Below are 12,443 nucleotides of genomic sequence, written 5' to 3' on the forward strand. Positions count from 1 at the left end.
TCACGCCCTCCTCAGGAATGGGACGACGCTCTTCATCGCATGGGCGCGCTCGATGTGGGCAGCCATCGCGCTCCAGGTCTTCTCCCAGGACATGTCGGCGAGGTAGCCGTCGGCCTTCTTCACCAGGAAATCGCGGGGGTGGGCCAGGATCGAGCGAAGCTTGGCCTCGATGTCCTCCGCCTCGACAATCTCGACAAGGCCTTCGACGCCGTAGGTACGCACAACGTCGACGATCGCCGTGGACAACACCGGCAGTCCTGCCGCAAGAAACTCGGGAGTCTTGGTCGGGCTGATGTAGCGGGTCGCTTCGTTGAGCGCGAACGGCATCCACCCGGCACTCCAATGCCTGAGATAGTTCGGCAGGTCTGCATAGGACTTGCCGCCCAGCCAATGCAGGTTGCCTGCCGTGGGAAGGCTCGCTCGATCGATCTTGACGACAGGGCCGAGCATGACAAAATGCACGTCTGGCATTGCCGCAGCCGCCTGCGCGATAAGTTCAAGGTCGAGCCGTTCGTCGATGACCCCGAAGTACCCCACCCTCGGGTGAGGTATGTCGGCCTGATCGAACGGGTCCTCACCTGGCGCCCTAGCCTGATGGAAATGGGTAACGTCGATGCTGCTCGGGAAGGGAAAGATCGCCCGATGCAAGCTGCGCTTGGCCTCGTAGAGGCTCTGCCCGCCCGTGAAGACGACATCGGCACGCTGCAACAGCGCCTTTTCCAACTGCGTCAACTCTGCGGGAGCGTCTTTGAACGCGGAGAGTTCATCCATGCAGTCGTAGACGCAGACGTCACAGGAGAGGTGATCGCTGAAGCGTAGCGCCATGGGCGTGTAATACCAGGTCGTCAATCGGTCATGCGGCGTGGAGGCGAGGATCTGATCGACGAACCTGCGCTGGATCGCGTCCGCCCTGGTCGCGGAGGTACCAACTGGGATCAACGGCGTCACTATTCTGATCGTCGGGGTAATATTGTGCACCCGCATCGAAGGGTGGCGCCTCTCATCGAAGATCGGCTCTTCGAAGTAAATTAGCTGTTGCTGTTTTGACGCCAGGGTTAGAATGTGTTGTGGTCTCTGATATACGAAGTTCCATCGGAGGTGTGAAAAGCAAATTAAAATAGACGGTTGTACAGCGATTTTTCGTGTTTTGGGCCGGCCCGCCGCCATTTCCATGTAGATTATCCTTCGATATAGTTAGAAAATGCCTCGATTAACGAAAAGTCAATCGAGGCAGCTTTGACATGAAGTTCGCAGCCTTCTATATAACTTCCATCCCAGTAAGTTGTTCCACAGCTGCAAAACTGTTCAGGCGAGACCAGCCGTCCGCTCCACTTGCGATGGCTCAACACAGAAGGGGCGAGCCGGCCGCCCCCATTGATCCACATGATGAGGCCCCTCGCGTCAGGTCGGGCTCTCCAAATGTGGCCCTTTGCCACAGAGCGGTTGAAATCCTTCTATCGTTCAACAACCGTTCATCGGCGGAGCTATAAATACGCTTGGAATCGGTTTATCTGAGTCGCGCCGGTGGTTCATTTAATGGAGACCGAGACGAATCGAGGGATGGCTGGCGAATGAAGATCGACTTTGAAACCAACGTCTTTCCATTGTTTCACCCGCAGGTCGTGGATGACCTGAAGGACCCTTGTCCCGTTTTCGACGGCACGCTCTGGCACGTCTTCGGCTCAAGCGGTACGGTCACGACCGAAAGCTGGAAGATTCTCCACGCCACAGCGCCGGATCTTTATGGACCCTGGACAGAGCACGAGGCGATCGTTTTGCCGGTAACCGGATCTGGCATTGCGGCGCCCGGCGTCATTCATGAGTGCGGCGTCTTCCACATGTTTATCCAGACCGAATTCATGAAGTCCGGCGGACGTTGCGAGCACGCGGTGTCCAATGACGGCTTTCATTGGGTGGTGCTCAATCCGGCGATATTGTCGCTGCCCGACACCGATGAGGACGGCATCTACGATCCCCACCCCGCAATCGTCGGAGGCAAGCGCTATATCGTCTATTCAGGCATGCCCAAGTTCACCAGGGTGCCCCAGCCTGATGTCTATCTGGCGCGCAGCCAATCCGATTCCTGGTTCGGGCCATGGAAACGTCTCGGCAAGATACTCGATCATCTCGACGTGCCGCATCACAATGCGCGCGAGCACCCCGATTACGAATGGGGGATCGAAGGCGCGCAGCTCGTCGAGCTGCCGGACGGTCGTGTGCTTCTCAACGCCACCTGCTTCCTCCCCGAAGGTCCGCGCGGCAGCCGGCAGCGCGTCTTCTTCGCCATCGCCGATGACGTCAAGGGTCCCTACGTTTCCGTTGGCCCCGTTCTCGACCCTGGTGAGCCCGGCGAGAATGGCCATTCGACGGTGATGATCGACGGCCGGCAACTGACCTTGTTCTACCAGAGCAGGCGTGAGGCGACCAACCATCGCTGGCGGTTCGGGTTGGCAAAGTGTGACCTGGATCGGCATATACTTTCGAGAGTTGCCTAGATGGTAAGTTCCGGCATTTGCCGGAACGGAGGATGAAACGCTCTGGCGGTTGGTGGGAGGGATCGCTTTATACCGGTGATTGAGGGTAGTAGGTGATACGCAGCCAGTCGGCGAAGCTTGCGACGGGGGCATCTATACACCTCAGGCAAGCTGGTCGCCATAAACGACGTTGCCAGCTGAAATTCGGCAGTGGACCGTAATTGCGCGCAGCACGCCGCCAGTGGATTCACGCGGTTTTGATCCTGAGCAGGATGTCCTGATCGTAATTTCCAAAGCCCATGCCGAAAATGTTGATCCCGCCGGGGCGCTCGGCGTCGTCCTTGACGCCGATACGGACGCGGATTGAATGATGGCTCTTCAGATCGAGTGCGGCGAGGCCGGTTTCGGAAATCCTGACGCCGTCGACATAGGTGCCGTCCTTGGCAATTCGCCAGGTCTTCAGCTTGCCGTATTGCGAGCCCTTGAGCTTCCACCAGGAGGGCGTGAAGACGCCGCGCTTGTCGCCGAAATCTCCCGGTGACGTCCAGGTGCCGACATCGACGCCATTGATCGTCAGCGTGATGTCCGAGGGCCAATCGGCGCTGGTGCCCGGCACTTCCGAAGACAGCTCTATCGCAACTTCGAGTCCGGTGATCTCGGCATTGGCGAGCTTGGCATTGTTGGGGAACTGGTATTCGACAAAACCGCGCGTGAACCATAGCAGACCGGCTTTCATGCGGTCCGGATCAAGGAAAGTGTTCGGCACATCGAGCAGACCGATGATGCCGTCCGGCGAACAAAGGCCGCAGGGCGCGGTAACCTCGAAGCCGGTGTAAAGCCCGATCGGCATCGACACTTCGATCGCGTCGTTCTTGACCTTACGATACTCACCCTTGAACACGATGAGCACTTTTTCGGCGGTCGGATAGCAGATTTTCTGGTTGCCTTTCTTCGCTTTCAGGCTCTCGGTGCGGATCAGCCCCGCATCCTCCAGCACCTGGATATTGGTCGAGACGGTTGACTGCGGAAGCGACAGCTCGGCGGCGATTTCGTTGACATTCATCGGCCCCTTCTCATGCAGCAGTTTCAGCATCGAGATCCGCGCCGAGGAGGCAAGCCCCTTGAGCACGGCAATTCCTTCCTCAGGTTCGATCACCAGAAAATTGCGACTCATGAAATCGCCAGTCTATGCTCGTGACAGAGGTTATGGCTTCGCTCATTGCAACGGCGCTGACCGAAACGCCGAGCCGTTGATTTGGTTACATTAAGCCCTCGACCGTCAGTATGCATCGCAAGCCGTACCCGCAAGGATGGTGCGACATGTCTACATTTGTTCTCCGACCGCCAGCTCCTTGTAGTGCGGGGGTGCTTGTCAGTCCGTGGCCTCGATTTGCAGACGACTAGATGCTGGCAGCCACAAAGAGAGGCAGAAGCCGAACACGGAATTGGGGCCGTTCCCCTGGCCAAATCCCCAAGATACGGGACCTCGACGTCGATGTTAGCCGAACCGGCGCGGATGGATGCACAGGATGCGGTTCGCTGAAGTGCGTGCCGCCGTGAAGTAAATCATCGGATTCGCCACCCGATAGAGTCGGGACGGGGTTCTACCTATTGCTTTTGAGCATGATCTTTTCCGAAAATCGCGATTCCACTTCTTCGGGATCGCGCCAGTGCCGGCCTACTTCATGCTGGCCGCGGCAGCGACCCTGTCCACCATGGCGAGAACAGCTAGCGGTGCGGTGCGGTGTGGTGGACCATGTGGCCGGCCTGCGGGATGATATCGACAAACGAACCAGGAATCTCCGATTGTAGTCTAAGAGCCTCGGCTTTCGCATCGAACAACCGGTCGCCGGCCCCGGCAATAATGCCGGCAGGCATCAACAGATCATTGTAGCGGGTGAAGCGGCCGCCGGCCAGCGCGTCGGCCAGCATCAATCCCGATTCGGCCGCGATCGACCGCAGCTGTGAGGCCAGCTGGCGATGTCCTTTGCCGACGAAGCAAACCCCGCAGAGACGATGCCGGGGCGAAATACTTGCCCATGGCGAGCGGCCAGGTGAGCAGCACAAGCAGCGGCAGCAGCAAAATGTGCGGGAAAACACCACCGGCGACAGGCAAGGCCGGCAGCCCGCCAGTGCAAGGCCCAGGCGCGGCGGCAAGAACGGACCGATGAAGACTCCCGATTGAATCGTCGTCCGATCGAGCTCATCGACTCGCCCGCCTGCCATCGAACCCAAATCTCAGGCGCTGAGCGGCCGAGTAGCAGATGCGACTTCGCTGCTTCATGGCTCACACTCCATCTTTCAGAAAAGAGCGCGTGTTGCTGCGATCAGTTGAATCCGCCACCCAAACCGAACGCGGCTGCTAGGCAGGCCGAAGCTTGTGCAAGTACAGCTGTGCGTCACAAGCCAAGTGAACTAAGAAGCTGCACGAACCGCTGGTGATCGCGAACGGCGTCGAAATCGACTTCGTGACGGATTCGTTCCAATACGTTCTGACTCACGCTTCCTCCGACGGCTCTTTCCAGGTACCGCACCGCTTCCTCCACTTCCCCGAGCACGGAATACATGCAAGCGGCGTTGTACTGCGTCACGAAGTCGTCCGGATCGATCGCCAGCGCTCTGGCCAGCCAGGAACGCGCCTTCTTCCGCTCACCGATATACGCGAGCGAGGGCGCCGCGATGCAGCGGTGCCGCATTTTCAGGATGGCGGCCAGTTGCGCGTTCGGCGCGCTCGAAACAGATCCTTGGTTCGCGAGCGGATGAAGGCGATCGCGCAGGAGCGTCCCCCGGTGTAGAGTTGCCACCCCGGATCTCGCCTTGGCCGGCTGCATTCCTGGCTGTGTCCCCTAGGATACATTGTCGAGCAGGGTCGACTTATCCAAGCCATGTGTCGGCTCAGGCGGCCATTCACCATTCGGCGTCATCTCGTTGACTGTCTCGGGTAGATCCCGCGCAATCCTTCTGATTAGCTCCTCGCGCGAAAGACCCGTCTGCATCGAAATGGACGTGAGTGTACCTTCGTCCATTGCCGCTTGGACGTCCCTTGGCTCAATCGGTTGGTTTGGCCCGCTGCCAACCCACGAGTCGACCTTCGATCCTGCCCCCACCTCCCTGAACCGGTCGAGGATCTCACCAAGGTCAGCCCTCGACACGCCATTCGTTATCTGAGCCAGAATTCTGCGTTGCGGGTCGTTTGGGTTAAGATACCCCGCTCCCGGAATCAATTCACAGAGCTTGTCGCGGTTTTGGTATGCCAGAACGCCAAGCATGGCGATCGCCAATCTTCCCAGATTTGCCATTTGGTCTCCTCCACGGTTTGGCCGATGAGCGAATCGAAGCCAAGTCTCGGCGGATGCCGACGCGTGTGGACTCGAACAACTTATTGCCGGTCGGCTCGCGGGCGGAGAGGACGCGTCCTTCGGGTACTCGTTTTCCATCTGACGTCTTCTCCTGACGCAGAACTTCGGGGCGCTTGGCCGCAGTCGCCCTGCGCCGATCGAGCGACCCTAACCCGGCGCCTCCCGGGTTTGTTCCGCTTGTCAGAGTTTGTCGCGACGATGGAAAGCGCGACCCGACGGGTAACTCTACCGGCTCGAGAGATAGAGTCTGCCCAACTTGATCATACTTCAGAACGACGGCGGCTCAGTTAGCCTCAGCTACCTAGGACTGCCGCCGGCTCGCGCACGAATTTCAATTTCGGCGGGACGGCGAACACCCTGAACCGCTCAGCCAGGCTGTCAAGAGCTTGACGCATGCCCACTCCCGCAGCAGCCGCACCGTGTCCACTGATGACCATGTGCGGGTTCAGGGCAGCCAGGTGCTTCACGGATCTTTCCGCCGCATCCCAGTCCGGCGTGAAGTAGCGCGGCGGACCGTGCATCTCAAGATCCTGAACGGCGACCTCATAGACTGACTCCTGACCGGTGGTGATGAAAGCGTCCCCTACGATCAGCGAACGGTCCTTCTCGCGCCAGAGCGAGATATGCCCAGGCGCGTGCCCGGGTGTGTGTAACCATCGCCATCCGGGCATTCCGGGGATCGATCCGTCGGCAGGTAAGAGTTCCAAACGGTTGCCAAGATCAATTGGCCCCCGTGGAAAAAGCGGCGAAAGCAGCGCCATCAGTCCACCCCCGACCCAGGGATCCGGTGGCGGATAGGACGCGGTTCCGTCCAGATAGGGGCGCTCGAGTGGATGCGCGAAGACAGGCACGTCCCACCTATTCGCGAGGTCTAGAACCGTTCCCACATGGTCGAAATGGCCGTGGGTCAGGATGATCGCGGCCGGCCGTGCGTTCGTGCCAAACCGCTTTTCCGCGACCGCAAGAATGCTGCTGCGGGACGTCGGCAACCCGGTATCGATCAGCATCCAGTTCCGATCTCCGCTGCCCGGTGCGCCGAAGAACACGACATTGACGATTGCTAGCCGCAAATAGCCCAAGTCCGGTGCGATGCTCCAAGCGCCGTCGCCACGATCCTCGCGCCTGGCGTAGTCGGTCTCGGAAAGTCGAATCTGAACGGTCATGTGATCCCGTGCCTCTCTTGTTGCTGAGCAGCCGCTCGAGTCGATCGGCGGCGGTGGTATATCGCCCCGAACTTGGCACGGCCCTCCTTGTTCCTCCTTCGCCACCCAGCTCCGGACAGTCCACCACAGGAACAAAGGCTCGACCAAATCGGTTCGGCATTACCCGGTCGCGCCAGGACGAGCTGGACTGAGCAACGAAGATGGCGCGCCCCATTGGATGCGGTATTTCGCCAACGCGGTTCCCGGTCCTAACAAGGCGGCCGAGTTCGAAGCCGACTGCTGAAAGAAGACTTCGAATGAGCGAAGTGGGGCGTATGGACGAGCACCAGGTGGAGGCTCCGGTTCCGCAAGCTTCGCCTATGACTGGTCAAGTTGGGCGCCAATGGTCAAGGCGGCCCGATCGGCAGGTGTCCAGGTTATCTGGGACATCTTCCATTACGGATCTCCAGACCATGTCGATCAGCGATCGCTGCATTTCATCGATGCCTATGCCTCGTTCGCGGCAGAAGCCGTGAGCGTACAGCGTTCGATCGCCGGAACACCGCCTCTGTTGTGTCCCATCAACTAGATCTCCTTTTTCGCATGGGCTGTTGAGGTCGGCTATTTCCCGCGTGGGGCCGAACAAACGTGGATGGTTCAAGCGGCATCTCGTGAAGGCTGCCATCGCGGGTGTTCGTGCAATGCGGGAGATCGACCCCGCCTGCAGATTTGTCTGGGCCGAGCCCCTTATCCAAATCGCTCCTCGTGACCGGACCCGCAGCGAACGGGGTCGGGCCGAAAACGCCCGTCAGGGGCAGTTCGAAGCTTACGACATGTTGCTGGGCCGCGTCGAACCTGAGTTGGGCGGGAGCGAAGATGTTGTCGATGTCGTGGGCCTGAATTTCTAGCCGCACAATCAATGGTAAATAAACGGGCCGACGATATCGATGGGACACCATGAGTACCGCGCTTTGTCGGAAATGTTGCTCGAGGTTGCTCATCGGTACGGTAAGCCGATGTTCATTGCCGAGACCGGCTCAGAGGGATCCGGCGGGCCGGCTTGGCTCCACTATGTATGCCGCGACGAGGTGCGTGCCGCTATGGGTGTCGGAGCATCGATTCGAGGGTATTTGCCTGTACCCGATAACGGCCTACCCGGGCTGGGACAATTCGCGTCATGCAGAGGTGGGGTTATTTTCGGCCATCCACCCGAATGGCACACGCCGCCTCCGTCAGCCCGTCGCGGACGAACTGGTGCATCAGCAAGATCTGTTCACGGCAAACCGGACGCGCTGATTGTGTTGCGACACACCGCAAGGGCGAGCACCGAAGATCAGGGCAAATTACGGTGTATTCCTCAGCCAAAATCGGCGCCACGATGCCAAGTAGCATGGGTGCGAGGATGACCGTGCAGCATCAGAAGCGGTGGGCCCCTTCCACCAACCCGGACTCTGAGCGTCGCTTCCGGAAGTTTGATCTGCTCCAGCGAGAAACCTTCAAACGTGCAACTCCCTCCATTCGCAACATTTGCCAAACATGTAAACGGAGACGCAGTTCAATGTCGGCTTCCGCGGGATATGAACTTGCCTCGTATTCCGCGAAGAGGTCGTGAGCCGAACGGCGGCTTACTGGTCCCTCGGCAATAACCGGACGGACAGCAAACGGCCCCCAAAAAGCCGCCAGGCGGCAACGCGCCTGATATCGCACTTCGAGATCAACTCTGCCGTTTCCTTTTAGCCGAAGTTGCAAACGGCCCCGCTAACAATCGTGGTTGCGCCTTTAGGATCGTGGTTCAGACCGCTGGCGGATTAGAACTCATGTTGGCTTTGCGATCGGCTCATCGCTGCCGACAATCGGGGACCTATATAAAGGGGCATGTCCACGCGCCGTAAAATCAATGCAACAGCGAAGCTGATTGGAGAATGGCCTTTAACCCCAGCTGCAACGTTTGGATCGTCCGTCAGAGCGAGGGGTATTTTTCTCGAAATACGCGCCCGCCTTCCAACGGAGTTCAGGAAATTGCTCAATATCGAGTCCCGCGTGCTTACCCTGCGCCTGTCTGAGGGCGCCGAGAACGATGTGCAGGTGGTATTCGGGATCGTATCAAAAGCACTGCAGAATATCGAAGACTTGCCCGTAATCCCTCGTGAAATCGAGGACATTCTGACGATCTCGACGGCCGAACGGCACCGCTGGTTGAAAGATGGTCGCTTGCAGAGCGCCGGGACGAAAACGGTGAAACTCCGCGGGCGGGCAAGGAACATCACCTTTCACGTGTACGACCCGCAGCACGTGGAGGATGTTCTTGACCGCGACCTGGTTACGGTCTGGCGCGAACAGGACGCAGCGACAGCTGCAGACAATAGGCGGCGAGCCGCGGGCAAGGCCGCTATGAAACGTGCTCAAAGAAGCGGCCGCGGAACTGCAGCTTCAGCTGGCCATGGCCCCGATGAGAACTCGCACTCCAGTTTGCGCGGCTGGGGAGATTTTGAGAATGACGGACTCCTGCGCGGATAGGCCGGGCGCACAGGCAGGTTAACACGTTTGCCTGCGCCGTGCGAGATGCGCAAGGAGGGCCGTCAAACGCATCGCGTTCAGGACCCGCTTCGCAGGGACACCGCCCTTGCGCGCCATCTCGACACCCCAATGCATGTGATCGAGCTCGCGGATCGAATGAGCGTCCGGATTGATGCTGAATATGCAGCCCTGATCGAGTGCCTTTTGATGCCAGCGCCAGTCCAGGTCGAGTCGCCACGGATGTGCGTTGATTTCGACAGCGACGCCGTGTTTCGCACACGCTTTGAGGACTTTGTCGACGTCGAGATCATAACCGGGCCGGCGCAACAGCTGGCGACCGGTCATGTGCCCGATGATTGTCGTCCGAGGATTTCCGATCGCCTCAATGATACGCTCCGTCTGTTCCTTCTTGGGCAACTTGAAGCGGCTGTGCACGCTCGCGAGGACGAAATCGAACTGCTCCAAGATATCATTCGGGTAATCGAGCGAGCCATCTGCCAGGATGTCCGCCTCGATGCCCTTCAGTATGCGAAATTTTCCATTGTATGCCTTGTTCAGCCGGTCAGCTTCGCGGTGCTGTTCAGCAATCTCCTGCAACGAAAGGCCGCCTGCGTAATGAGCGGACTGCGAATGATCGGCGACACCATAGTATTCGAAACCGCGCTTGCGCGTGGCTTCAGCCATTGCCTCAAGCGTTTCGGTGCCATCGGATGCGGTCGTGTGAGAATGCAGGATGCCATGCAGATCTTCATCCCGAATGAGGGCGGGTAGCTTCTGCTTTGCCGCTCGCTCAATCTCATCCCTGCCTTCGCGCAATTCAGGCTCGATAAACTGCAAGTCTAGAGCTTGGTAGATTTCTTCTTCTGTCGCTGACGCGATCAGCTTTCTCCCGCGATGAAGCCCGTCGGCGTTTAGGGTGAATCCCTTGTCGGCCGCGAACCTCTTCAGTTGCTCAAGGTGTTCTGCCGAACCGGTTGCTTCGAGCAGGCTCGCGCCAAAGTGCTTCCTGTCCGTGACAACAAGCCTGAGGGTCGTATCCTCGATACCAGTCGACGTTATGCCCTGCGCTACCAGAACGAAGTCGGAAACGAGCTCGCAACCGCGCCGGAAGTCGCCTGCAATTTCGACGCGAGAAAACCCTGGATGCTCTTGCTTCACCGATATGACCGCATGTTCCAGAAGAGCGGCGGCCTTGTGCAGGTGAAGTTGCGTTTCGCCGCTTCGCACGATGGTCAGGTTCTGTAGGAGCTTTGTCTGGAGCGCGGCGCCGAGGCCTTTGACTGGGCGTATGCGGTCTTCTCTTGCTGCGGCCTCGAGGTCCGCCAGCGAGTTCACGCCGAGCGTCTGATGAAGCTTCAGTATCTTATCAGGACGAAGCCCGGGTATGGCAAACAGCTCCATCACGCCCGCTGGAACATCCTCGCGCAGCTTTTCAAGGCTCGGGTGCGGGCCGGTTTGGTAAAGCTTGGTCACGATGTCTGCGATCGCGTCACCGATCCCCGGGATCTTGGTGAGCGCGCCGGCGGCGATGAATCCGGTCAAGCGGCTGCGACAGCGCCGTCAGACTGTCTGCCGCGCGCAAGTATGCCTTTATGCGATAGGGATTGTCGCCGCGCATAGACGCCCGTTGTGCGTATTCCCTCAAAAGCTGGCGACGGTCCTCGGATTGATTTTTGCCATGGCTTCAGCCAAACGAGACCGATCTCCGCAGGTTCCAATCAGGCAAGGCCGTGAGCGCCGCGTTGCCCTTTGAATCCCGGCTTTACTGCCTCTTCCCGCGTCGGACGCTACAGATTGGGCAAGCATTGGTCAGCGCGACCCCATCCAGCCAGAGCTTTGGAGACTGCGCGTTTCTTTAATTCAGGAGCATCGCCCACGTGGAAATGGGAGGGCGCGTCTATTGTCTTCATCTCCGCCCACGTGATCGGTGCCGCGACAGGAGCGCCCGGACGTGATCTCGCGCTGTAAGGCATGATCGCGGTCGCCCCGCGCTGATTGCGTAGATAGTCCACAAAGATGCGACCCTTGCGGCGCGCCTTTGACAACACGGCCGTGAAATGGGCCGGATCGCTCTGGGCGACCGCCTGCGCCAGGCGAGACGCGAAGTCCTTCACCTCTGGCCACTCGGCGCGAGGGGTGAGCGGCGCGATGACGTGCACTCCTTTGCCTCCCGTCAGCATCGGGAAAGTCGTAAGTCCCAGCGATTTAAGGATTGCGCGGAACTGAAAGGCAGCGGCGCGGACGGCCTCAAAATCGAGACCTTCATCGGGGTCGAGGTCGAACACGAGGCGGTCGGCCTTTTCGACATCCTCGATCCGAGCCCCCCATCCATGCAGCTCGATCGTTCCCATCTGGACGCAAGTCATCAGTCCGTCGGCATCGTCGACATAGAGATATGGTTCCTCGTGCCCGTCCTTCTCCGTGATGCCGACGTGGTGGACTTTGTCGCCAAAGCTGCCGGCGTCGTGTTTTTGGAAGAAGCACTTCTTCGCGCGGCCCTGTGGGCATCGAACCAGACTGATCGGCCGGCTGCCAACCCAAGGAAGCATGATCGCCGCGACCGCTGCGTAATGGTCGGCAAGCTGTCCCTTGGTGATGTTGGACTCCGGATAGATGACGCGGTCACGGTTACTTATCGCGATGGCGGTTGTCGCAGACGCGGCGAGATCGGCTGCATGACGTTCCGTCTCGAGCACGACCGCCTCCGGCTTCTTGTCTTCACGGAGACCAAGATAGCTCGGATGTCGTAACGTCCCTTCATTTGTCATTTCGGTGAAGGCAATCTCAGCGACCAGGTTCGGACGGAGCCAGTGTGCGCCGCGCACTTCGGCGCGTGGTGCGTCGACGCTGGCGGCCTTCTGCTCAAGCGGCGCCATGATCTTCAAGAGACGAAGAAGTTCAGCGGTATCGAAGCCGGTGCCGACTTTCCCGGCGTAACGCAGCTTGCCGCG

At 59.2% G+C, this 12,443-nt stretch carries 11 protein-coding genes and 1 pseudogene; 2 read left to right on the top strand and 10 right to left on the bottom strand.

Annotated features, from left to right (window positions below):
* The gene (locus NKH93_RS32370) at positions 1-1,173 is read right to left on the bottom strand and encodes a glycosyltransferase family protein (protein WP_352851966.1); all 1,173 of its coding nucleotides are present in this window, start codon (positions 1,171-1,173) and stop codon (positions 1-3) included.
* A gap of 398 nt (positions 1,174-1,571) precedes the next feature.
* Here NKH93_RS32370 and NKH93_RS32375 point away from each other — a divergent pair, with 398 nt between their 5' ends.
* A complete protein-coding gene (locus NKH93_RS32375; RefSeq protein ID WP_352473704.1) occupies positions 1,572-2,495 on the top strand; it encodes a glycoside hydrolase family protein in 924 nt (307 codons plus the stop codon).
* 226 nt (positions 2,496-2,721) lie between these two features.
* On the opposite strand, the gene NKH93_RS32380 is transcribed toward NKH93_RS32375, so the two are convergent.
* From NKH93_RS32380 to NKH93_RS32405, 6 genes and pseudogenes are all read right to left on the bottom strand, one after another.
* On the bottom strand, positions 2,722-3,648 hold the full coding sequence (locus NKH93_RS32380; protein WP_352975422.1) for an ArsR/SmtB family transcription factor: 927 nt from the start codon (positions 3,646-3,648) through the stop codon (positions 2,722-2,724).
* A gap of 554 nt (positions 3,649-4,202) precedes the next feature.
* Positions 4,203-4,409 (bottom strand): alpha/beta fold hydrolase, encoded by a 207-nt coding sequence (locus NKH93_RS32385; protein WP_352873760.1) that lies wholly within the window; start codon positions 4,407-4,409, stop codon positions 4,203-4,205.
* 464 nt (positions 4,410-4,873) lie between these two features.
* A complete protein-coding gene (locus NKH93_RS32390; RefSeq protein ID WP_352975430.1) occupies positions 4,874-5,305 on the bottom strand; it encodes a TPR end-of-group domain-containing protein in 432 nt (143 codons plus the stop codon).
* 15 nt (positions 5,306-5,320) lie between these two features.
* Positions 5,321-5,773, bottom strand: a complete 453-nt coding sequence (locus NKH93_RS32395; protein ID WP_352503351.1) for a YidB family protein — start codon at positions 5,771-5,773, stop codon at positions 5,321-5,323.
* A gap of 353 nt (positions 5,774-6,126) precedes the next feature.
* Positions 6,127-6,996, bottom strand: a complete 870-nt coding sequence (locus tag NKH93_RS32400) for an MBL fold metallo-hydrolase (protein WP_352975435.1) — start codon at positions 6,994-6,996, stop codon at positions 6,127-6,129.
* A 1,305-nt stretch (positions 6,997-8,301) separates the two neighbouring features.
* Positions 8,302-8,509: pseudogene (locus tag NKH93_RS32405) on the bottom strand (alpha/beta fold hydrolase); the annotation flags it as partial.
* A gap of 341 nt (positions 8,510-8,850) precedes the next feature.
* Here NKH93_RS32405 and NKH93_RS32410 point away from each other — a divergent pair.
* On the top strand, positions 8,851-9,492 hold the full coding sequence (locus NKH93_RS32410) for a hypothetical protein (RefSeq protein WP_352837400.1): 642 nt from the start codon (positions 8,851-8,853) through the stop codon (positions 9,490-9,492).
* An 18-nt stretch (positions 9,493-9,510) separates the two neighbouring features.
* Here NKH93_RS32410 and NKH93_RS32415 read toward each other — a convergent pair whose 3' ends face one another.
* From NKH93_RS32415 to ligD, 3 genes are all read right to left on the bottom strand, one after another.
* Complete coding sequence (locus tag NKH93_RS32415) at positions 9,511-11,034, bottom strand: PHP domain-containing protein (RefSeq protein WP_352975440.1); 1,524 nt, start codon at positions 11,032-11,034, stop codon at positions 9,511-9,513.
* On the bottom strand, positions 10,982-11,110 hold the full coding sequence (locus tag NKH93_RS32420) for a hypothetical protein (protein ID WP_352837395.1): 129 nt from the start codon (positions 11,108-11,110) through the stop codon (positions 10,982-10,984). The genes NKH93_RS32415 and NKH93_RS32420 overlap by 53 nt, the downstream gene beginning before the upstream one ends.
* A 169-nt stretch (positions 11,111-11,279) precedes the next feature.
* On the bottom strand, positions 11,280-12,443 hold a 1,164-nt coding region (ligD, locus tag NKH93_RS32425; protein WP_352975448.1), incomplete at its 5' end, for a DNA ligase D.

The sequence above is a fragment of the Mesorhizobium sp. M0954 genome, from assembly GCF_040319155.1.
In the GTDB taxonomy this organism is placed as follows: Bacteria; Pseudomonadota; Alphaproteobacteria; order Rhizobiales; family Rhizobiaceae; genus Mesorhizobium.